The organism is Halomonas sediminis, assembly GCF_044871105.1.
GTDB lineage: Bacteria > Pseudomonadota > Gammaproteobacteria > Pseudomonadales > Halomonadaceae > Vreelandella > Vreelandella zhuhanensis.
In genome coordinates this window covers 2,965,170-2,987,468 of sequence record NZ_CP085246.1, presented here as the reverse complement: position 1 = coordinate 2,987,468, position 22,299 = coordinate 2,965,170, and the positions used below count along the sequence as shown (strand labels likewise).

General features: G+C 59.7%; 18 protein-coding genes. 5 read left to right on the top strand and 13 right to left on the bottom strand.

All coding sequences use genetic code 11. From position 1 onward, the window contains the following. Positions 1 to 3 precede the first annotated feature (3 nt). The 11 genes from tatA to LG290_RS14040 all read right to left on the bottom strand — a co-directional run bounded on the left by tatA (position 4) and on the right by LG290_RS14040 (position 11,175). The gene (gene tatA / locus LG290_RS14090) at positions 4 to 279 is read right to left on the bottom strand and encodes a Sec-independent protein translocase subunit TatA (protein WP_114486073.1); all 276 of its coding nucleotides are present in this window, start codon (positions 277 to 279) and stop codon (positions 4 to 6) included. Positions 280 to 321: 42 nt separating this feature from the next. Next, entirely contained in the window at positions 322 to 693 is a 372-nt protein-coding gene (locus LG290_RS14085) for a phosphoribosyl-ATP diphosphatase (RefSeq protein ID WP_499835332.1), read from the bottom strand. Positions 694 to 723: 30 nt separating this feature from the next. Further along, positions 724 to 2,346 carry a ubiquinone biosynthesis regulatory protein kinase UbiB gene (ubiB, locus tag LG290_RS14080; protein ID WP_499835331.1) on the bottom strand — a complete coding sequence of 541 codons (1,623 nt, stop codon included), beginning with the start codon at positions 2,344 to 2,346 and terminating at the stop codon, positions 724 to 726. Continuing rightward, positions 2,343 to 2,981: a ubiquinone biosynthesis accessory factor UbiJ gene (locus LG290_RS14075; RefSeq protein WP_499835330.1), complete on the bottom strand. Its 639-nt coding sequence runs from the start codon at positions 2,979 to 2,981 to the stop codon at positions 2,343 to 2,345. Before LG290_RS14075 ends, ubiB begins: the two co-directional genes overlap by 4 nt. A gap of 7 nt (positions 2,982 to 2,988) precedes the next feature. Continuing rightward, positions 2,989 to 3,744, bottom strand: coding sequence for a bifunctional demethylmenaquinone methyltransferase/2-methoxy-6-polyprenyl-1,4-benzoquinol methylase UbiE (gene ubiE / locus LG290_RS14070; RefSeq protein ID WP_499835329.1), 756 nt, complete (start codon positions 3,742 to 3,744; stop codon positions 2,989 to 2,991). A gap of 129 nt (positions 3,745 to 3,873) precedes the next feature. Further along, positions 3,874 to 4,257: a gamma-butyrobetaine hydroxylase family protein gene (locus LG290_RS14065; protein ID WP_160419071.1), complete on the bottom strand. Its 384-nt coding sequence runs from the start codon at positions 4,255 to 4,257 to the stop codon at positions 3,874 to 3,876. 78 nt (positions 4,258 to 4,335) lie between these two features. Further along, positions 4,336 to 5,658, bottom strand: a complete 1,323-nt coding sequence (gene hslU / locus LG290_RS14060; protein ID WP_160419190.1) for an ATP-dependent protease ATPase subunit HslU — start codon at positions 5,656 to 5,658, stop codon at positions 4,336 to 4,338. Between the two features lie 10 nt (positions 5,659 to 5,668). Beyond that, positions 5,669 to 6,226, bottom strand: a complete 558-nt coding sequence (gene hslV, locus LG290_RS14055; RefSeq protein ID WP_499835328.1) for an ATP-dependent protease subunit HslV — start codon at positions 6,224 to 6,226, stop codon at positions 5,669 to 5,671. A 179-nt stretch (positions 6,227 to 6,405) separates the two neighbouring features. Beyond that, positions 6,406 to 7,134: an SPOR domain-containing protein gene (locus tag LG290_RS14050; protein ID WP_160419073.1), complete on the bottom strand. Its 729-nt coding sequence runs from the start codon at positions 7,132 to 7,134 to the stop codon at positions 6,406 to 6,408. Between the two features lie 3 nt (positions 7,135 to 7,137). Further along, entirely contained in the window at positions 7,138 to 8,823 is a 1,686-nt protein-coding gene (gene argS, locus LG290_RS14045; RefSeq protein WP_499835327.1) for an arginine--tRNA ligase, read from the bottom strand. 126 nt (positions 8,824 to 8,949) lie between these two features. Beyond that, on the bottom strand, positions 8,950 to 11,175 hold the full coding sequence (locus LG290_RS14040) for a primosomal protein N' (protein WP_499835326.1): 2,226 nt from the start codon (positions 11,173 to 11,175) through the stop codon (positions 8,950 to 8,952). A gap of 146 nt (positions 11,176 to 11,321) precedes the next feature. Between LG290_RS14040 and rpmE the strand changes: the two genes are divergently transcribed. Both rpmE and LG290_RS14030 read left to right on the top strand, forming a co-directional pair. Beyond that, positions 11,322 to 11,537: a 50S ribosomal protein L31 gene (rpmE, locus tag LG290_RS14035; protein WP_160419076.1), complete on the top strand. Its 216-nt coding sequence runs from the start codon at positions 11,322 to 11,324 to the stop codon at positions 11,535 to 11,537. Positions 11,538 to 11,949: 412 nt separating this feature from the next. Then, the gene (locus tag LG290_RS14030) at positions 11,950 to 13,221 is read left to right on the top strand and encodes a malic enzyme-like NAD(P)-binding protein (RefSeq protein ID WP_499835325.1); all 1,272 of its coding nucleotides are present in this window, start codon (positions 11,950 to 11,952) and stop codon (positions 13,219 to 13,221) included. 118 nt (positions 13,222 to 13,339) lie between these two features. Here LG290_RS14030 and LG290_RS14025 read toward each other — a convergent pair whose 3' ends face one another. Continuing rightward, a complete protein-coding gene (locus LG290_RS14025; protein ID WP_499835324.1) occupies positions 13,340 to 14,167 on the bottom strand; it encodes an acyl-CoA thioesterase in 828 nt (275 codons plus the stop codon). 109 nt (positions 14,168 to 14,276) lie between these two features. Between LG290_RS14025 and tadA the strand changes: the two genes are divergently transcribed. After that, positions 14,277 to 14,744 carry a tRNA adenosine(34) deaminase TadA gene (gene tadA / locus LG290_RS14020; protein WP_499835323.1) on the top strand — a complete coding sequence of 156 codons (468 nt, stop codon included), beginning with the start codon at positions 14,277 to 14,279 and terminating at the stop codon, positions 14,742 to 14,744. A gap of 100 nt (positions 14,745 to 14,844) precedes the next feature. Here tadA and mltF read toward each other — a convergent pair whose 3' ends face one another. Continuing rightward, a complete protein-coding gene (gene mltF, locus LG290_RS14015; RefSeq protein WP_499835322.1) occupies positions 14,845 to 16,311 on the bottom strand; it encodes a membrane-bound lytic murein transglycosylase MltF in 1,467 nt (488 codons plus the stop codon). A gap of 164 nt (positions 16,312 to 16,475) precedes the next feature. Here mltF and purL point away from each other — a divergent pair, with 164 nt between their 5' ends. Together purL and radD are read left to right on the top strand one after the other, a co-directional pair. Continuing rightward, a complete protein-coding gene (purL, locus tag LG290_RS14010; RefSeq protein ID WP_499835321.1) occupies positions 16,476 to 20,417 on the top strand; it encodes a phosphoribosylformylglycinamidine synthase in 3,942 nt (1,313 codons plus the stop codon). Positions 20,418 to 20,420: 3 nt separating this feature from the next. Next, positions 20,421 to 22,283 (top strand): DNA repair helicase RadD, encoded by a 1,863-nt coding sequence (radD, locus tag LG290_RS14005; protein ID WP_499835320.1) that lies wholly within the window; start codon positions 20,421 to 20,423, stop codon positions 22,281 to 22,283. Positions 22,284 to 22,299 lie beyond the last annotated feature (16 nt).

Below are 22,299 nucleotides of genomic sequence, written 5' to 3'. Positions count from 1 at the left end.
AGATTACTTGCGCTCGTCGGAACGTTCGGGCTGCTTTTCTTCGGCTTTCACATCGTAAGTGTTGCCGTTGTCTTCATGGGCGACCTTGGCACGGGGCTCGTCGGTCTTCTTGGCCTTGGCGTCGGCATCTTCCGTTTCGTCTTCATGCATGGCTTTCTTGAAGCCTTTCATGGCTCCACCGAGGTCAGTCCCTACGTTGCGCAGTTTCTTGGTGCCGAAAATCAGGATGATGATGCCCAGAACAATCAGCAGCTGCCAAATACTGATACCACCTAACATATGCAATTCCTCTTTTACGGTGCTGCGGTTGATAGCGGTGCGTTATTGGGATCTGGCGGACTTTTCCGCATGACCCGAGATTCCAAAGCGACGAGCCAGTTCGTCGAGTACCGGCTGATGATCCATGCCCAAGTGCGAAAGCATGACCAGGCTATGAAACCACAGGTCAGCGGTTTCGGCGACAAGGGCGTGACGCTGTGCCTCAGTGCCGTGTTCGGCATCCTTGGCCGCCAACAGTGTTTCGGTCGCTTCTTCGCCGACTTTTTCGAGTATCTTGTTCAAACCCTTGTGATGCAAGGCGGCGACATAAGAATCTTCCGGTGCTGCGTGCCGCCTTTGGCGTAATACCTCGGCCAATGCATCGAGAATGCTCTGGTCGGCAGAGGTTGGTTGTGAAGAATAAGTGTCTTGCATGCTAAGCATCCGGTCAAAGTAAAAAGGGAGTCATTGCCATACGACGAGCGCCAGACCGATGGCCGCCGCCGCCAGTACCGGCCAATCCTGGGTCGAGGACCAGGCACTCAGCGGTTGCCAGACCAAGGCCAGTGCCACCAGGATCAACCCCAGGCGTAATCGGTGCTGACGCTTGTCCTTGCGCTGCAGCTGGTAGCGAATGCCCTCGATGGCCCCGGCCTGTTGCAGGCGCTGACGATGTTCGTGCTCCATGCGGCTGAGTGCCTGATGGGCAAGTGCCGGTAGCTCCGGGAGTTGATGAGAGAGTTCCGGCGCTTGGCGCTTGAGAGATTTCCATAGCCCTCCGATGCCGGCGCGCTCTTTCATCCATTGTTCCAGGTAAGGCTTGGCGGTGCTCCATAGGTCCAGGTCGGGGTAGAGTTGACGACCCAGCCCCTCGATATTGAGCAGCGTCTTTTGTAGCAGTACCAGCTGCGGCTGGACTTCCATATTGAAGCGCCGTGCGGTCTGAAACAGCCCCAGCAGCACTTGGGCGAAGGAGATGTCCTTGAGCGGCTTTTCCAGGATTGGCTCACATACAGTGCGTATCGCGGCGGCGAACTCATTGGCACGAGTGTTTTCGCCCACCCAGCCGGATTCGATGTGCAGGGCGGCGACTTCGTAATAATCCTGATGAAAGAAGGCCAGAAGGTTACGTGCTAGGTAGTCCTGGTCTTCGCGGGTCAGGCTGCCCACGATGCCGCAATCGATAGCGATGTACTGGGGGTCTTCCGGGTTGTCGCAATTGACGAAGATATTGCCCGGATGCATGTCGGCGTGAAAGAAGTTGTCGCGAAACACCTGGGTGAAGAAAATTTCGACCCCTCGCTCGGCAAGCTTCTTCAGGTTGGTGCCTTGAGCGATCAGCATGGCGGTGTTCGCCACCGGTACACCGCGAATACGCTCCTGCACCATCATGCCCCGGCGGGTGAATTGCCAATGAATGCTGGGCACGAACAGCAGGGGAGAATCCTTGAAGTTGCGCTTGAGCTGGGAGGTATTGGCCGCTTCTTTGTACAGGTCGAGTTCATCGAACAGCGTGGCTTCATAGTCGCGGATGACTTCAACCGGGCGCAGCCGTCTGGCTTCCGGAATCATGGCCAGTACCCGGGCGACCTGATACATCAGCGCCATGTCCTGACGCATGACGCGAGTGATGCCCGGACGAATGATCTTGACCACGACGTCTTCACCGCTGTGCAGCCGAGCGGCATGCACCTGGGCGATCGACGCCGATGCCAAAGGAGTAGTATCGAATTCGGCAAATGCCAGGGCAATCGAGGTTTCCAGCTCTTTTTCGATACGCTCCACGGCCAAGTGGCCGGGAAACGGCGGTACCTGATCTTGCAGGCGCTTGAGTTCATCGGCGATGTCTTCCGGCAAAAGGTCGCGCCGGGTGGAAAGCATTTGCCCGAACTTGATAAAGATCGGGCCCAGCAGTTCCAGCGACAGACGCAAGCGCTCCCCGCGGGAACGCGAGCCCACTGGAATCAAGCGCAGCGGGGAAAACCACAATAAGGTACGCAGCCACCAGGGTAGGCGTTCCATGGGAATCAGGGTATCCAGCCGGTGACGGCTGATGACCCAGGAAATGCGCAGTAGGCGCAGAATCATGAGCGCGGTTCCTGGGTGAGCTTTTTATGCAAGCGTGCCAGCCGAGCCTCCAGGCGGTCGGTGGCAATATCGATTTCCGTCAGATGATCGCGAACAATATCGTGCTGATGGCGGCCTGGCAGCAGGCGAGCTTCCTCGAAAACGTAATCGGCGACGTCCTGAAACAGCTCATCCTTGGCGCGCAGCCCCCAGCGCGCCATGCGGCGTAAACCTTCCGCCAGCGAATGCGCGGGCATATCGCCCAGCCAGTGAGCCAGATCGTTTTCCCAGTCAATATCCAAATCCAGAAAGAGTTCGCGGGCCGCTTCCAGGAGGTGCGTGTGGCCACGCACTGAAAGCTTGCCTTCGAACATCAAGCGTTCGACGGATTTTCCACTGATCCATTCGGCAAGCGTGTCCGGGGAGAGCTCGACTACGGCATTGACGTCTTTCTCGTCGACCTCGTCGCCACGCAGAAGATCGATGCCATGATGATGAAAATGAATCAGTAGATGCAGGCGGGGCTGCTCCAGGCGTACCAACAGGCGATTGCCGGCCAGCGCATCCAGCCGCGAAGGCGCGGCGGGATCTCGTGCCAGCAATGCATTCAGGGTGCGTTCAAGGCCCGCCAGCAATAAAGAGGGGGTTACCAGCATGCCAACCTCATAGCTTGATGCCGCGATGCAGGGCGACAATGCCGCCGGTGAGGTTGGTGTATTCCACGCGCTCCAACCCCGCACTTTCCATCATGGCCTTGAGCGTCTCCTGATCCGGATGCACTCGGATGGATTCAGCCAGATAACGGTAACTATCACCGTCACCCGCGACCAGCTCACCTACCTTCGGCAATAGGCGGAATGAATATTCATCGTAGGCCTTGCTGAGCAAGGCGTTGTCGGGCTTGGAAAATTCCAGCACCAGCAAACGCCCGCCGGGCTTGAGTACCCGGGTCATGGAGCGCAGGGCAGCATCCTTGTCGGTAACGTTGCGCAGGCCGAAGGCAATGGTAATGCAATCGAAGCTGTTGTCGGGGAACGGCAGGCATTCGGCATTGGCCTGAACGTATTCCACATTGCCGCCCACGCCGTTGTCCAGCAGCTTGTCGCGGCCCACCTTGAGCATGGAGGCGTTGATGTCGGCCAAGACCACCTGGCCACGCGATCCGACCAGACGCGAGAACTTCAGGGTAAGGTCACCCGTACCGCCAGCGATATCCAGCACCCGATGCCCGGGGCGTACGCCCGCCCGTTCGATGGTCAGGCGTTTCCACAGGCGATGAATGCCCAGGGACATGAGGTCGTTCATGATGTCATAGCGAGCGGCGACCGAATGAAATACATCGGCGACGCGTGACGCTTTTTCGTCGACCGGGACTTCCTGATAACCGAAGTGAGTGGTGCGTTTTTGCGTGGGGCTCATATCACTAAGGCTCCCGAATTCGAGGCGGTGGCAGTTGGGCGTCGTGGCCATGGGTTCGATCCAGGCGACATTGTAGCCTTCTCCACCCGGCTTGTCTTTGCTTGCCAGGTGGCTCGTCCCATAGAGCGCTCACAGCTGGCGGATTTCGATACCCAAGGGTTCACGCGAGGCGCCTGCAGCTTCCAGACGTGCCAGGTAATCCGCCCAATAGGTATCGAAGCGGGTCGCCAATTCGTACAGATAAGTGAAGCTGTACAGGCCGGTGTCGTGGCCATCATCGAAGTGCAGCTTGAGCGCATAGCGCCCGGTAGGCGTGATGTTCGCTAGGCCCACATCTTTCTTGCCTACCTGCAGCACGGCGGTTTCCCCGCCGTGGCCACGTACCTCGGCGGAGGGTGAATAGACCCGTAAGTACTCCACCGGCAGGCGGTAATGGCTGCCGTCGGCGTAACTCAGCTCAAGTTCACGCGCTTTCTTGTGGTAGTGAACCTGTTTGGGTTCAGGAGCATTCATGCTGACCTCCTCGGTTACCGGAGTAACCTCTGTCTAAAAAACGACTACCCGGCGAGCAAATCCCAGGTAGCCGGCTTTCTAGAGAATATAACGTGCCAGGTCTTCATCCATTGCCAGTTCGCCAAGCTGAGCATTGACATAATCCGCGTCGATCACCAGCGGGCTCTGCATGTCGCCGCCCTTGAATGAGGCTTCTTCGAGCAGACGCTCCATGACCGTATGCAGACGCCGTGCACCTATATTTTCGGTGCCTTCGTTGACCTGCCAGGAAATTTGCGCGATCCGTTCGATGGCATCGTCGGTGAAGGAAATATCCAGCCCTTCGGTGGCCAACAGCGCCTGATACTGGCGAGTCAGTGACGCGGAAGGCTCGGTCAGAATACGCTTGAAGTCATTTGGCGTCAGCGCATCGAGTTCCACGCGAATCGGCAGGCGCCCCTGGAGTTCGGGAATCAGGTCCGAAGGCCGTGACAGGTGGAAAGCACCGGAGGCGATGAACAGAATATGGTCGGTCTTGACCATGCCGTACTTGGTGGATACCGAGGAACCTTCGATCAGCGGCAAGAGGTCGCGCTGAACACCTTCGCGTGACACTTCGCCACCGCTGGACTGGCCGCTACCCTTGGCCACCTTGTCAATTTCATCCAGAAACACGATGCCATGCTGCTCGACCGCTTCCACGGCGCGTGCCTTGATTTCTTCTTCATTGACCAGTTTGGCGGCTTCTTCGTCACGCAGCAGGGCAAAGGCATCCTTGACCGCGACACGACGTGTTTCGCGTTTCTGCTGGCCCATATTGGAAAATAGGCTTTGCAGCTGGTTGGTCATTTCTTCCATGCCCGGCGGGGTCATGATGTCAACGTTCGGGCCATGCGCGGAAATCTCGATATCGATTTCCTTGTCATCCAGCTGGCCTTCACGCAATTTTTTGCGGAAGGCCTGGCGGGTACCGCTGTCTTGGCGCGGCTGGTCTTCCTGGCCCCGCGGCGGTGGCAATAGGGCATCCAGAATCCGGTCTTCGGCAGCGTCCGCGGCACGATTGCCGACTTCCTCTTTGGCCTGTTCACGCACCATCTTGAACGCCGCTTCGATCAGGTCACGAATGATCGACTCCACATCCCGGCCCACATAGCCGACTTCGGTGAACTTGGTGGCTTCGACCTTGATGAAGGGAGCGCGGGCCAGCTTGGCCAAGCGCCGGGCAATTTCGGTCTTGCCCACACCGGTGGGGCCGATCATCAGGATATTCTTGGGGGTGACTTCCGGGCGCAAGTCGTCGTCGAGCTGCATGCGCCGCCAGCGGTTGCGCAGGGCGATGGCCACGGCGCGCTTGGCGTCCTGTTGGCCGATGATGTATTGATCCAGGGCATGGACGATTTCACGGGGAGTCATCTGGGTCATGGTCTCGGCCTTAGCGTTCGGTGGACGTTGCGGAAGCTTGCTCTTCATAGGAGAGCTCTTCGAGTGTCACGTGATGGTTGGTGAACACACAGATGTCACCGGCGATGGCCAAGGATTTTTCGGTGATTTCACGCGCCGAGAGCTCGGTATTTTCAAGTAGCGCACGTGCCGAGGCCTGAGCGAAATTGCCCCCGGAGCCGATGGCGAGGATGCCGCGCTCGGGCTCGACCACGTCGCCATTGCCGGTAATGATCAAGGAGGCGCTATGATCGGCGACCGCCAGCAGTGCTTCCAGGCGGCGCAGGGCGCGATCGGTACGCCAATCCTTGGCCAATTCCACAGCGGCCTTGGTCAGGTGTCCCTGGTATTTTTCCAATTGCGCTTCAAAACGCTCGAACAGGGTGAATGCATCGGCGGTGCCACCGGCAAATCCTGCCAGCACCTTGCCGCGATACAGGCGGCGTACCTTGCTGGCATTGCCTTTCATCACGGTATTGCCCAGTGAGACCTGGCCGTCACCCGCCAGGGCGACCTGGTTGCCGCGACGCACGGATACGATGGTGGTCATGGAGAAAACTCCTTGGGGGAGGCGTGCTCCCGATGACTTGCGATATCGCCGACGGCGATAGGTGTTTTGCTATGCACAACACAATGTGGGCGCATCCTGAAAAAACAACCGCCTTACGCTTATGGCAAGTACTTATGGCACGATTGTTCAGGACGCTGTACGAGAGGCCCTGTGCAAGATCAGTTCTGCAGCTGAATCAGTAATGGCTCGATACCTTGGGTGCTCATCAAATCCTGAGCACGATTAAGTTCGCGGGTGTCCTCATAAGGCCCGACCTGAACGCGATGCCAGGTATCGCCACCGGCCTGTACCTCGCTGATCTGGGCCAGCAAGCTCAGGTTGCGCAGCCGTTGGCGCAGTTGCTCGGCATCACTGATTTCCCGAAACGAGGCGGCCTGAAGCATATAACGATGTGCTTCGGCGGCTGCGGTGGGTTTGCTGGGCGCCTGCTCATCGGGGCGTGTATTGGCCGCAATCACTTCGGCAATGGGGTCGCTTTGCACTGCCTCGGAAGTCGGTATCTCTTCTATGGCCTGTGCCGGTATGGGCGGGCGCGAGGCGGTGGACGGCAGGGTGGCGCCTGGAGCGATCACCTCGGTCTCCGGCAGCAAGGTATAGAACTCGAAAGTCGGCATGGCCGGTTCGGCGGCGGCCTCGGTTTCTCGCGCCGCTTCACGCTCTTGCGAAGCGGCAGGCTTGGGCAATACTGTGGCTTGGGGGGGCGAGGTTGCTTGCTCCTGCCAGGGTGCTGTGCCGTGCTGGTGCTGGGCAAGAAAAAAGCCTGCCGCCATTCCTGCCAGGCCCCACACCCAGCCGGGTAGGCGCCAGCTGCTGCGGGTGGCACGTGGGGCTTTGCGTTGGCTTGTTGCACCGCTGCGGCGCGCGGGCGTCTTGCGCGGGCTGGCCATGGATTACATCTCCTCGGGGGCGCTGACACCCATCAGGTCAAGGCCGTTGCGCAGCACTTGGCGAGTGGCCAGGCCAAGACCCAGGCGCGCATTACGCAGGGCATCATCCTCTACCATCACCTTGACCGCGTTGTAACAGGTATGGAAATCCCCAGCGAGAGTCAGCAGATATTGTGCGATTTGTTGTGGCTCACGGTTCTTGGCGGCATTTTCCACCACTCCGGGAAAGCGTGCCAAGCGGTTCATCACGGCCTTTTCCTGGTCGCTTTCCAGCAGGGCCAGGTTGGCCAGGGCCAGGTCGTGGTCGAAATCCTGACCGGCATCCTGCGTCTTGCGCAGCATGCTGCATACCCGGGCGTGAGCATACTGGATGTAGTACACCGGATTATCGTTGGATTGCGAACGGGCCAGGTCGATGTCGAAAGTGAGCTGGGAATCCGCCCGCCGGGCGGCGAGAAAAAAGCGTGTGGCGTCACGACCCACTTCATCGATCAGATCGCGCACGGTGACGTAGCTGCCGGCACGCTTGGAGATCTTCACTTCGACACCGGAGCGCGTGACCATCACCATCTGGTGGAGGACGTAGTCCGGCCAGCCTTGGGGAATGCCGACCTCGAGGGCCTGCAACCCGGCACGTACCCGCGTGACGGTGGAGTGGTGGTCGGCGCCCTGTTCGTTGATCGCCGTTTTGAAGCCGCGCTGCCATTTGTTCAGATGATAAGCGACGTCAGGCAGGAAATAGGTGTAGTCGCCGTCCTTCTTGCGCATCACCCGGTCCTTGTCGTCACCGAAAGCGGTGGTGCGCAGCCAGAGGGCACCGGCATCTTCATAGGTATGGCCGTTTTCCACCAGGCGTTTGACGGTCTCCTCTACCTTGCCTTCTTCGTAGAGCGACGATTCCAGGAAATAGACGTCGAATTCCACACCGAAGGCTTTGAGATCAAGGTCCTGCTCGCGGCGCAGCCAGGCCACGGCGAATTCCTGTATGGCGTCGAGGTCGTCGGGGTCACCCTTGGCGGTGACGTGGCGGTCATCGGCGGCCACGCTTGCGCCGGCTAGATAATCCTCGGCAACGTCGCTGATGTACTGGCCACGATAGCCGTCTTTCGGCCAGCTGGCGTCTTCCGGCCCCAGTCCCTTCGCCCGTGCTTGTACCGAGAGCGCCAGGTTACGGATCTGGACGCCGGCGTCGTTGTAGTAGAACTCACGAGTGACGTCATAGCCGGTCGCTTCGAGCAGGCGGCACAGGCAGTCGCCGATGGCGGCACCACGGCCATGGCCCACATGCAGCGGGCCGGTGGGGTTGGCGGAAACGAACTCGACCTGCACCTTTTCACCCTTGCCGATCAGGCTGCGCCCGAAGGTATCGCCGCAATCCAGCACTTGGGCGACTACCTGAGCGGCGGCAGTGGTGGCAGCGAAAAAGTTGATGAATCCCGGCCCGGCGATTTCGACCTTGGTGACGGCGGCGTCCTGAGGCAGGGCCGCAATCAGCATTTCAGCAAGCTCGCGAGGCTTCTTGCCTGCCGGCTTGGCCAGCATCAGGGCCAGGTTGCTGGCGTAATCGCCGTGGGCCTTGTCCTTGGCCGGGTCGACCTTGATCACGGCTTGGATGTCATTCGGCAGCACGCCCTGGTGCTTGAGCGTCACGATGGCGCCGTCGAGCAGAGAAATGATGGTGTCTTTCATTTAAGGATATCCGGGTAACGTCGGTGTGCTGCGAAGCGCAGGAAGAGTAAACCATGCCTTTGCGTCGTCAAAGAGGTTCATTATCGGCAATTGAGCCACACTTTCAAAGCCGTGCCGTGAATCGATTCAGCTTAAGCTCTGGGGATCGATGTCCAGCGACCAGCGTACCTTGCGCGCATCAGGGTTGGCTTGCAGCCATTGGCTCAGCCAATTGGCCGCCGGATGCAGCTGGCTGCGCTTGTCCGCCGCCAGCATCACGTGCAGGTGATAGCGGTTCTGGCGACGCTCCATGGGCGCGGGTACCGGGCCGAGACAGCGCACCGGACGGTCGGCCAGCCAGTCGCGCAAGGCTTGGGCGGCTTGCTGGGCCAGGGCCAAGGCGACGGTTTCCTTGGGGCTTTCGATGCGCAGCAACGCCATGAAGCAGAACGGCGGTAGCTTGGCGGCGCGGCGTTCCTCCAATAGCTGGCGGGCGAGGGGCGCGTAGCCTTGTTCCGCCAGTAGCCTGAGGTGGGGGTCGTCCGAGTGCAGGGTCTGGACCAGAACGCGCCCGGGATGCGCGGCGCGCCCGGCGCGCCCGGCCACTTGCTCGAGTAGCTGGGCGCTGTGCTCCAGGGCGCGAAAATCCGCGGCATACAGGCCGCCGTCGGCATTGACCACCACCACCAGGGTGACATGGGGCAGATGGTGCCCCTTGGCCAGCATCTGGGTACCCACCAGCAGGCAGGGCGCGCCGCGCTGAATCTCCTTGAGGACTTGCTCGAAACTGTCGCGCCGCCGGGTGCTGTCACGGTCGATACGATGCACCGGCACCTTGGGAAATAACCCCTGGAGTGTCTCTTCGGTGCGCTCGGTGCCGCTGCCCAGGGCACGCAGGTCGCCGCTGCCGCAATCGGGGCAGGCATCCGGCAGGGCACGGCGGCTGTCGCAGTGATGGCAGGCCAGAAGCGGCGGATGGCGGTGCAGGGTCATGCGTGCATCGCATTGATGGCACTCAGCCAGCCAGCCGCAGGCGTGGCAGGCGAGAGTCGGAGCGAAACCGCGCCGGTTGATGAACACCAGTACCTGATGACCGGCGCCGAGCGTGGTCTTGATGGCTTCGATAGCGGTGGGGGTCAGCCCCCCTTGGCGGGGGCGGTGGCGCAGATCCACCAGTTCGAGCTTGGCCGGCGGGAAGCGGCTGGCACGCTGGGTCAGGCGCAGGTGCTGGTAATTTCCACTCAATGCCTGTTGCAGGCTTTCCAGGGAGGGGGTGGCACTGCCCAGCACCAAGGGAATGCGGTGATGGTGGGCGCGGGCCACGGCCAGGTCGCGTGCATGATAACGCAGGCCGTCGTGCTGTTTGTAGGAGCCGTCGTGTTCTTCATCGACGATAATCGCACCGGGATTGGCCAATGGTGTGAACAGCGCCGAACGGGTACCTATAATAATCAGGGCGCGCCCGCTGGCAGCGGCTTCCCAGGCGTCCAGGCGTTCATGATCGGTGAGCCCGGAATGCAGTGCCACCACCGGAACACAGAAACGTTGACGAAAGCGTGCCAAGGTTTGCGGAGTGAGCCCGATTTCCGGCACCAGCACCAGTGATTGACGCCCTTGACGGGCGATGGCTTCGATCAGTTGCAGATAGACCTCTGTCTTGCCGCTACCGGTAACGCCTTCCAGGAGGCAAGGATGAAAGTCGTCGCGGCGCTCGTGCAGGGCGGCCAGCGCCACGGCTTGTTCACGATTGAGAGGCAGGGTGGGGGTTGCGAGTAGCTTGCCAGTGTCAGGGTGAGCGGCGGCCAAGGTAACCTCGCGTGACGCGACCAGCCCTTTTTCCTGTAGAGCGCGCAGTTGCTCGCGGGTGAATCCTTGGGCATAGATGGCACGACCGGCAAGGCCGTGAGGATGCTGTTGCAGCATCTCGCGTAGCGCCGCCTGGCGCGGGGCACGGGCCAAAGGGTCGGGTTGTTTTTCAGAGGCGCTATCAATCGATTGCCATAAGGTGTGGGTGCGTCCGACCAAGGGATGCCCTTGGCGCATTAGTGCCGGCATTGCCTGATGCAGGGTGTCACCCAAGCTATGCTGATAATAACGGGCGGTAAACCGGCATAACCACAGCCAGTCGGAAGGCAGTGGGGTTTCATCAAGTACCGCGCCGATCGGGCGTAGCTTCGCCAGTGGTAGCTCACTATGAGTGGTACACTCGATCACCACGCCGACGACCTCGCGCCGGCCAAATGGCACTCGCACACGCAATCCCGGCTGCCATCCCTGGCTGGGAACTTCCCGGCCAGGCAGGTAGTCGAACAAGCGACGCAGCGGCGAGGGAAGGGCGACCCTGAGAACGGTCGATAAAGCAGGATTGGGCAATTGGCCTCCGGCGTCAGCTTTGCTATAGTACGCGGCTATCCTGAAGCAGGCGATTCAGGGCGTTAACCGGTTCAGCAGTTTTTCAACCCGTATGCGGTGCCTGGCAAGTGATCAGGTGGCGGCATACAGCTCAAGTGAGGCTTAAGATGAGACAAGGTATTCACCCGGATTACAAGAAGGTCACAGCGACTTGCTCCTGTGGCGCTACTTTCGATGTCGGCACCACATCGGATCATGATTTCTCTCTGGACGTTTGTTCCAATTGCCACCCTTTCTACACCGGCAAGCAGAAGCAAGCGACCACTGGTGGCCGTGTCGAACGCTTCAACAAGCGTTTCGGTGCTGCGGTCAAGCGCGGTTAATAATCCCTTTGACATCCACCTGAATGGCGTTGAGTCAACTGGCCTTTAACTGAATGATTCTTGAACTGGACGGTTCTTGAGCAAACAGTTTCTTGAGCCGACCAGGCTCAAGCGAAACCCGCCCCCGGCAATGCCGAGGGCGGGTTTTTTTATTGGCTGGCAATTGTGTTTTTAAATCAAATTTGGAAAATTTTTCCATAAAAACTAGGTGTGCAAGGATAAGTAAAAGCTTATGGCTGAAGGCTGCTGGCATAAGTTTCAGCAAATAGATTCGATCGTCGGTAAAAATGAAGCTAAAAGTGCAAAATAGTCCCGTACGTGTCAAAAAGGCGGAGAGGGTTGAGCATGTCAGGGTTTTTCTATACTCTCGTTTTCTCTATATTTCCTTTTGACGTTTGATTGGGCCCCGACGATGACGGATGCAAAGAAGCAAGCTGCACTGGATTACCATGCCAAACCAATTCCCGGTAAATTGTCTGTCGAGCTGACCAAGCCGACTGCCACCGCCCGTGATCTGGCGCTAGCTTATAGCCCGGGTGTGGCCGAGCCTGTGCGCGAAATTGCCCGCGAGCCGGAAAACGCCTATCTCTATACCGGCAAAGGAAATCTGGTCGCTGTCATCTCCGACGGTACGGCTATTCTGGGACTGGGTAACCTGGGCCCGCTGGCCAGCAAACCGGTCATGGAAGGCAAGGGCGTGTTGTTCAAGCGCTTTGCCGGCATCAACTCAGTGGATATCGAAGTCGATGCCGAAAGCCCTCAAGCTTTCATTGACACCGTGGCGCGCATTGCCGACACCTGGGGCGGTATCAATCTTGAAGACATCAAGGCCCCTGAATGTTTCGAGATCGAGAAAGCGTTGATCGAGCGCTGTAATATTCCGGTCTTCCATGATGACCAGCACGGTACCGCTATCGTGACTGCCGCCGGCATGCTCAACGCGCTGGACATTGCCGGCAAATCGATCGAAAACGTCAAGATCGTCTGCATGGGTGCTGGAGCGGCAGCCATTGCCTGTATGCGCCTGCTGGTTTCTTGCGGCGCTAAAAAGCAAAACCTGGTGATGCTTGACCGGCGTGGTGTGATTCACACTCACCGTGAAGGTATCAATGAATACAAGGCCCAGTTCGCCTTGGATACCGATATGCGTACGCTCGATGACGCCATCGACGGGGCTGATGTTTTCGTGGGTCTTTCCGGCCCGGGGCTGCTTTCCGCTGCGCAGATCAAGACGATGGCGCCGGACCCGGTGATCTTCGCTTGCACCAATCCCGACCCCGAAATTCACCCGGACGTCGCTCGCGAAGCCCGCCCGGACGTGATCATGGCTACCGGGCGTTCGGATTACCCCAACCAGGTCAATAATGTCCTGGGCTTCCCCTTCATTTTCCGTGGTGCGCTGGATGTGCGCGCCACGCGCATCAATGAGGCCATGAAACTCGCTGCGGTACACGCCTTGAAAGACTTGGCGCGTGAGCCGGTTCCCCAGGAAGTGCTGGATGCCTATGAGTGTGATGAGATGAGCTTCGGCCGTGAATACATCATTCCCACCCCGGTGGATGTACGCCTGTTGGCGCGTATTTCCTCTGCCGTGGCGCAAGCGGCGGTGGACTCCGGTGTGGCACGCAAGCCGTATCCGGCGCACTATCCGCTGAAAAGCATCAACGACGTTTACGGCGGCTGAGGTAACGGGCACTCGACAATCGCGCACCTCGCCGCGTATTAAAGATGCCTGCCACCGGATGACCGGGGCAGGCATTTTGCGTTGCAGGGAGTAAATGGCAACGAAGGGAAATAGGCCGTTAGCGAATGGGTGCATCGTGGATGCGGATCAGGCCTTCCTGGGCAGTGGAGGCTACCAGCCGGCCTTGACGGTCATAGATGTGCCCGCGTGCCAACCCCCGGGCGCCACCTGCCCAGGGAGAGTCGATCACATAAAGCAGCCAATCATCCAGGCGAGTATCGGCATGCAGCCACAAGGCATGGTCGAGACTAGCGATCTGCAGGTGCTTATCCGTATAGCCCACACCATGTGGAATCAAGCTGGTGGTCAGAAGATTGAAGTCCGAGCTATACGAAAGCAAATGCCGATGGAGTGCCGGGTCGTCGGGCAAGGTTCCAGACAATCTGAACCATAGGCATTGGCCGGCGGGCACCGCATTGTCGGGATTGCCTTCGAGGTAAAGAAATTCGATGGGGTGACCGGGAAAGCGTGAATGCTGGGTATCACTGCTCTTGAGCAAGGCTTCGGGGATGGGTACCTCGGGCATGGGACGCTGATGTGATAGATTGGATTCCGAGCTTTGAAACGAGGCACTGCAGAAAAAAATCGGCCGTCCTTTCTGGATGGCTGTAACTCGGCGCGTGGTGAAATTACCTCCATCGCGTACGGTATCCACCTGGTATACCACCGGGCGATGGGGGTCGCCGGGACGCAGGAAATAACCATGTTGAGAATGCGGACGGCGCTCCTTGGGCACGGTGCGTGCGGCAGCAGCCAGCGCTTGTCCGAGAACCTGGCCGCCATATAGCTGAGGGAAACCGAGATCCTGGCTTTGCCCGCGAAACAGCGTCTCTTCAAGAGGTTCCAGATCCAGTAATCCGATCAGGTTATTCAGGGACTCTGCCATTCTCGTTATCCTGTGTGCAAAGATGATCAAAAATATGAAACGGGTCAGTACGCGAGTCGCGCTTATCACTATCATACGACCGTTTTCTACCTTAGCGGAGTTTGCCTCCATGCGCAGCGATGAATTTTACATGCACCGGGCGTTGGACCAGGCGCACCATGCCTTGGCGGCGGGTGAAGTGCCGGTGGGTGCCGTGGTGGTCTGTCCTGAAGGAAATGTCATCGGTGCGGCCTATAACTCGCCGATAGCAAGTTGTGACCCTTCGGCGCATGCAGAAATTCGCGCATTGCGGGCGGCCGGAGCGCAGCTGGGCAATTATCGGCTGGATGGATGCAGCCTGTTTGTGTCTCTGGAGCCGTGCATGATGTGCACCGGTGCCATTGTTCATGCCCGCCTGGCGCGGCTGGTGTATGGCGCCGCCGAACCGCGCACCGGCATGCTGGAGTCCAAGGCGAACCTGCTGGCGCAACCCTGGTTCAATCATCGTGTCGAGGTGCAAGGCGGGCTGTTGGCGAGCCAGTCAAGGCGTTTGTTGAAGACATTATTTGCCCTTAAACGCGGCGAGCCGGAAGCTTAAGCCAGAGCGGCAGCCAAATCACTGTTTCGCCGATTATTTTTAGCACGATACAGTGCTTCATCGGCAGCTCGCATCAAAGGGTCTATATTGATTTCTTTAATCAATCAATTGGCGGCACAAGGTCGAACAACGGAAAGACGGCATCCGCATCAAGTTCGGTCTGTTCAAGCTGGAAAAACTGCTGTCGGCTGCGCTCGACGTATTCAAGCATCTCATAATAACGCCTGATGTTGCGCACGTAGATCACCGGTTCACCTCCGCGGGCATAACCATGACGGGTCTGGCTGTGCCATTGTTGATTTTGCAGTAGCGGCAGGGCCTCACGCACATCGAGCCAGCTGTCCGGGTCGCCGCCGCGGGTCTCGACAATACGCCGGGCATCATACAGATGGCCAAGCCCGACGTTATAAGAGGCCATGGCCATGAACAGGCGATCCTCGCCCGTGATCGACTCCGGTAAGCGATCCATGATACTGCGCAGGTAGCGTGCCCCGCCGTCGATGCTTTGCGCCGGGTTGACACGATCGCTGACGCCCATTTCCGCAGCAGTGGGCAAGGTCAGCATCATCAAACCGCGCACCCCGGTGGGGGAGGTGGCCTCGGGGTCCCAATGGGATTCCTGGTAACCCATGGCCGCAAGTAATTTCCAGTCGAACCCGGTTTGTCTTGCGGCTTCCCGGAATAAGGCGTCAAAGCGCGGCAGGCGCGAATCCAGATGGCTCAGGAAGGTGCGAGTGCCCACGTATTCCAGATAGTCGTCATGGCCGAAATACCGTTCCACGAGACGATCCAGAACGCCGCTTTGCTGCATGTCGCCAAGGTAGTTGTTGGCGGCTTTCAACAGGCCCAGTCCGCGGCCCCGAGGGACTGCCCAGGCCATGGAGAGCGGTTCGCCCAACAGAAAGCCACGCTCGACGTTGGGAAAGAACAGCCGGTTCAGGCGGAATTGATGATCAAAGATGACGGCGCCATCCAGTGCGCCACTTTCCACGCGAGCCAGAAGATCCGCAACTTCAAGCTCGGTGGACTCCTTCCAGCTCAGCAGTGGCTGCTGTTGCTGCAGCTCACGCAGCACCTTGTCTGTTCCGGTACCGCTCAGGGTGCCGATTTCCAGTGCGGCCATGTCGGCGGGTGCTTCAATGCCGTGCAGACCGCGACGATAAACGAACAGCGGTTGCAAGCCGATGATGGCCCGAGTGAAATACACGCCCGGCGTGGTGGGCTCCAGCGGTAGCGCGGCAGCGCCCAGGTCGCCTTTTTCACGGACCGCGGGCAGCACGCTGTCGAGATGATGGCTGGCATCCAGATTCAAACTCACCTCGAGGTAATCTGCAAAACCGCGCATCAGTTCGTACTCGAAACCGGTGGGGCCATGACGGCCTTCGTAATAGGTGGTAGGAGTATTGCGGGTATGCACGGTAATGAAATCGCGCGACTGGATCAGCTTTAGGTGTTCGCCGTCGGGAACGAGAGAAAAGGTGGGCATCATCACCATCAAAGCAATGGCAATCAGGGTAAAATACCCCCCGGCACAAACCTTGAAATGACGGCTGAACAGTTTAAACATAATGTCATGTCGGCATGAAAGGAGTCATCACGATACCCAGGCCGGTGCTTGCTGTCACCTCACTGATTTCGTGTGGCCAATGCTTTCCAGTATCATAGGGGGATTACCGCTCGACGGTTTACTGTTTTCCCCGCTCGAATTCCCTGCTCTAGAGGCTCCAGGATATGCTCGAACTGCCAGGCGCACCCGCCCTTTCCGACTTCCGTCATGCCCGGTTGTTAACGGTTCTGCGTGAACGCCTTCCCGAGGTCGAGTCGCTGTCTGCCGACTATGTCCATTTCATTGACCACCAAGACAAGTTGGATGATGCCGACCTTGAACGCCTCACCCAGCTTCTGGATTACTCCAGCCATAGTGGTGAACGTGAGCCGCCACCCAGGTCCGCTCAGCGGTTTCTGGTGGTGCCGCGACTGGGTACGCAGTCACCCTGGTCGTCCAAGGCCACGGATATCGCGCATAATTGTGGCCTGGAAAAGATTCAACGCATCGAGCGGGGCATCGATTATCGCCTGACGTTCAGTGCACCCTTGGATGAAACCGAATTCGCCACCTTGGTGGCGTTATTGCACGACCGCATGACCGAAACGGTGTTGAGTGACGCCTCGGATGCGGCCAGGCTGTTCGCTCACCACGCGCCTGGGCCCTTGGGCAGTGTGGATATTCTCGACGGTGGCCGTGAGGCGCTGGCCACCGCCAACCGGGAATTGGGTCTGGCCTTGGCCGATGATGAAATCGACTACCTGGTGACAGCGTTCGAAGAACTCGAGCGCAACCCCACCGACGTCGAATTGATGATGTTTGCCCAGGCCAACTCCGAGCACTGCCGCCACAAGATATTCAATGCCGACTGGGTGATCGACGGCGAAGCGCAGCCGCACTCCCTGTTCAAGATGATCAAGAACACCTTCGCCAGCTCGCCGGATAACGTTCTTTCCGCCTACAGCGACAATGCCGCCGTTATCAAGGGTAGCCATGGCGGACGCTTCTTCGCCGACCCCCTGACCGGCCAAGCCGATGAAACCGCGCGTTATGCCACGCATCAGGAGCTGATTCATATCCTGATGAAGGTGGAAACCCATAACCATCCCACGGCGATTGCCCCCTTTCCTGGCGCCGCCACCGGTTCCGGCGGCGAGATCCGGGATGAAGGCGCTACCGGTATCGGCGGCAAGCCCAAGGCGGGGCTTTCCGGTTTTACCGTTTCCAACCTGCGTATTCCCGAATTCGTTCAGCCTTGGGAAACCCTCGATTACGGCAAGCCCGAGCGCATCGTTTCCGCGCTTGAGATCATGCTCGAAGGGCCGATCGGCGGCGCGGCGTTCAACAACGAGTTCGGCCGCCCCAATCTCACCGGCTATTTTCGCACCTACGAGCAGGACGCTCTGACCGAAACCGGCATCGAGCGGCGTGGTTTTCACAAGCCCATCATGCTCGCCGGTGGCTACGGCAACATTCGTGCTCACCATGTCCAGAAGGGCGAGATTCCCGTAGGGGGAAAGCTGATCGTCATGGGCGGCCCGGCGATGCTGATTGGGCTGGGTGGCGGAGCGGCTTCCAGCATGGCGTCCGGAGTTTCCAGCGCCGACCTGGATTTTGCCTCGGTACAGCGTGAAAACCCGGAAATCGAACGCCGCGCCCAGGAAGTGATCGACCGCTGCTGGTCGCTGGGCGAGCGCAATCCGATTCGCTTCATTCATGACGTGGGTGCCGGTGGGCTTTCCAATGCCTTGCCGGAACTGGTCAAGGATGGCGGACGCGGCGGGCGCTTCGATCTACGTGCGGTACCCAACGCCGAGCCAGGGATGAGCCCCTTGGAAATCTGGTGCAACGAGGCCCAGGAGCGCTACGTGCTTGCCGTGGCGCCGGAGGATCTGGCGACCTTCGAGGCATTATGTGCCCGCGAGCGCTGCCCTTATGCGGTGGTCGGGGAAGCGCTTGAAGCGCATCATCTGGAAGTGCACGACGGCCATTTCAATAGTCAGCCGGTCGACTTGCCGATGAGCGTATTGTTCGGCAAGCCGCCCAAGATGCTGCGTGAATTCCAGAGCGAGACCCGCACCATGCCAGCGGTGATGCTGGATAACCTCGATCTTCGCGAAGCGCTGGATCGGGTGCTGCGTCTGCCTACCGTGGCTTCCAAGAGCTTTCTGATCACCATCGGCGATCGTTCGATCACAGGCCAGGTGGCTCGCGACCAGATGGTCGGCCCTTGGCAGGTGCCGGTGGCCGATGTCGCGGTGACCACGGCAAGCTACGATACCCATGCCGGGGAAGCGATGGCCATGGGTGAACGCCCGCCGGTGGCATTGATCAATCCCGCGGCAAGTGCCCGCCTGGCGGTGGCCGAGGCCATCACCAACCTGGCGGCCGCACCGATTGCCAAGCTGGGTGACGTCAAACTTTCCGCCAACTGGATGAGTGCGGCGAGCCATCCCGGTGAAAACCAGGCACTGTATGAAGCCGTGCATGCGGTGGGCATGGAACTGTGCCCGGCACTGGGTATCGCGATTCCCGTCGGCAAGGACTCCATGTCCATGCGTACCGCCTGGCAGGAAGAAAACGCCAAGGGCGAGGTCGAAGACAAGAGCGTCACCTCGCCGTTATCACTGGTGGTTACCGGCTTCGCTCCGGTGACCGATGCCCTGGCGACCCTCACGCCCGAGATCAACCTGGAGCAGGAAGAGAGCGACCTGATCCTGATCGATCTGGGCAACGGCCAGAATCGCCTGGGTGGCTCGGCCCTGGCTCAGGTATATGGACAGGTGGGTGATGAGTGCCCCGATCTTGACGACCCGGAAGACCTCAAGGCGTTCTTCGAGGTCATCCAGGGGCTCAATCGCGACGGCAAGCTGTTGGCCTATCACGACCGCAGCGACGGCGGCCTTCTGGTTACGCTTTTAGAAATGGCTTTCGCCGCTCATGCCGGCTTGGAAATCAAGCTCGACTGGCTGATCGACGAGCCGGTGGAGGCGTTCAACGCCCTGTTCTCTGAGGAGCTGGGTGCGGTGATCCAGGTCAAGCGTGCCGACACCGCGGAAGTGCTGACCCAGTTCGCCATGGCGGGTATCGAAACCTGCGGCGTCATTGCCCGTCCGCGCTATGACGACCAGGTGCGTGTGACGGTATTCGAGGAGCCGTTGCTGGAAACCACGCGCCAGCTTACCCAGCGCACCTGGGCGGAAACCAGTTATCGCATGCAGGCGCTACGTGACAACCCCGAATGTGCCAAGAACGAATTCGATAATCTGCTCGATGCCCGCGATCCGGGTCTTTCCGCCACGCCGACCTTTGACGTGAACGAAGATATCAGCGCACCGTTCATCAATACGGCCCGCCCGGCCATGGCGATCCTGCGTGAGCAAGGCGTCAACGGTCAGGTGGAAATGGCCTGGGCCTTCGACAAGGCCGGCTTCGATGCCGTGGATGTGCACATGAGCGACATTCTCGAAGGCCGGGTGAACCTCAAAGACTTCAAGGGGCTGGCGGCCTGCGGGGGCTTCTCCTATGGCGATGTGCTGGGCGCCGGTGGTGGCTGGGCCAAGTCGGTGCTGTTCAATGGGCATGCCCGCGAGCAGTTTGCGGCGTTTTTCCAGCGTGAGGACAGCTTTTCGCTAGGGGTGTGCAATGGCTGTCAGATGCTCTCGCAGCTCAAGGAAATGATCCCGGGAGCGGAAAACTGGCCACAGTTCATGCGTAACGAATCCGAGCAATTCGAGGCGCGCGTGGCCATGGTGCGTGTCGAACAGACGCCTTCGATCCTGCTGGCGGGTATGGAAGGGTCGCGCTTGCCGATTGCCGTGGCGCACGGTGAAGGCCGCGCCGAGTTTCGCGATAGCGCCCACCTTCGCAAGATGCAGTCGAGCGGTCAGGTCGCCATGCGCTATATCGACAACTACGGCCAGGTCACGACACGCTATCCGGCCAATCCCAACGGCTCGCCTTCCGGTATCACCGGCCTGACTACCCCGGATGGTCGAGTCACCATCATGATGCCGCACCCCGAGCGTGTCACCCGTGCGGTCACCAACTCCTGGCGTCCTACAGAATGGACGCAAGACGGTGCCTGGCTGCGAATGTTCCGCAATGCACGGGTCTGGGTAGGCTGAGCGATGCCCAAAAGCAACGCTCCCAAGGCGGCCCAGGGGCCGCCTTTATCATCACCGCCCGCCCTACGTCCTTATCAGACTGAAGCGGTCAAGCGCGTTGTCGAGCATTTTCGCGGCTCCAGCGACCCGGCGGTGGTGGTATTGCCCACCGGCAGCGGAAAGTCGCTGGTGATTGCCGAGCTGGCGCGTCTGGCGCGGGGGCGAGTGCTGGTGCTGGCCCACGTGCGCGAGCTAGTCGAGCAGAATCACGCCAAGTACCAGGCCTACGGGCTCGAGGCGGATATCTTCAGCGCCGGGCTCAAGCGCAAGGAGGCCGAGCGGCAGGTGGTGTTCGGCTCGGTACAGTCGGTGATGCGCAATTTGGCGCGTTTTGGCTCTGATGAAGGCGAGCGGGGCGGCTTTACCTTGCTGGTGATCGACGAGTGCCACCGTGTTTCGCTCAAGGAAGACGCTGGCTATCGCCAGGTGATCGAGCATCTGCGCCGGCAGAACCCGCGACTCAAGGTGCTGGGGCTGACTGCCACGCCCTATCGGCTGGGGCAGGGGTTTATCTATCATCGCCATATCCATGGCATGGTGCGCGGTGATGAAGACTGCTTCTTTCGTGACTGCGTGTTCGAGCAACCGCTGCGCCTGATGGTCAAGCAGGGCTATCTGGCCAGGCCCGAGCGCATCGATGCCGCCGTGGAGCGCTACGATTTCTCCCAGCTTCTGCCTGCTCCCTCGGGCTCGTTCCGTGAAGAAGAGCTCAACCGGGTGGTGGCTGCCAACCGCGCAACGCCGGGAATCATCCAGGAGATCATCCAGCGTGCCGAGAACCGTCAGGGGGTGATGATCTTTGCCGCCAGTGTCGCCCATGCCGAAGAAATCCTGGGCTATCTGCCGGCGACTGAGGCCGGGTTGATCACGGGGGCTAGCGCTTCCGCCGAACGTGAAGCACTGATCAGCGCTTTCAAGGCGCGCAAGCTCAAGTACCTGGTCAACGTGGCAGTGCTGACCACCGGCTTCGATGCGCCGCATGTCGATTTGATCGCGATTCTGCGGCCCACCGAATCGGTCAGCCTTTACCAGCAGATTGTCGGGCGTGGTCTGCGTCTCTCACCGGGAAAAACCGATTGCCTTGTGCTGGACTACGCTGGCAACCCTTGGGATCTTTATGCGCCGGAGGTCGGTTCACCCAAACCCCCCGGCGACAACGAGCCGGTGCAGGTGGAGTGCCCGGCCTGCGGCCACGCCAATCTTTTCTGGGGCAAGCGTGATGGCGACCTGGTCATCGAGCATTTCGGCCGCCGCTGCCAAGGGCTGGTGCTTTCTGATCGCGCCCGACCCCGCGCGAAGGGTACAAGGTCAAAACCGGTAGCACCTGCGATGGAGCAATGTACGTTCCGCTTTCGTTTCAAGGTGTGCGGTGACTGCGGTGCCGAAAACGACATTGCCGCCCGGCGCTGCCATGGCTGCCAAGTGCTGCTGGTGGATGCCGACGACAAGCTCAAGGATGCCCTGAAGCTCAAGGATGCCTTGGTGTTGCGCGTCAGCGGCATGCAGCTGGAAGCCACCGTCAACGGCCGCGGGCTGCCCCGCCTGAAGGTCACCTATCACGATGAGGACGGCGCCACCCTGAGCGAATGGTTCGCGCTGGAAACCGCTGCGCAGCGGCAGGCCTTTCAGGCTGCCTTTCTGCGCGAGCACCTGCGCGCTCCCGGCTTGCCCTGGAAACCCGTGACACCGGAAGAGGTGATAGTGGAACAGTACCGCCTGCGTGGGCCGGATTTCGTCATCGGGCGCAAGGTGGGGCGGCATTTCCAGGTGCGCGAGAAGCTGTTCGACTACAGCGGGCGCTATCGCAAGGCGCAGGAGGCAGGCTGAGCGAGCGCAAGCTGTG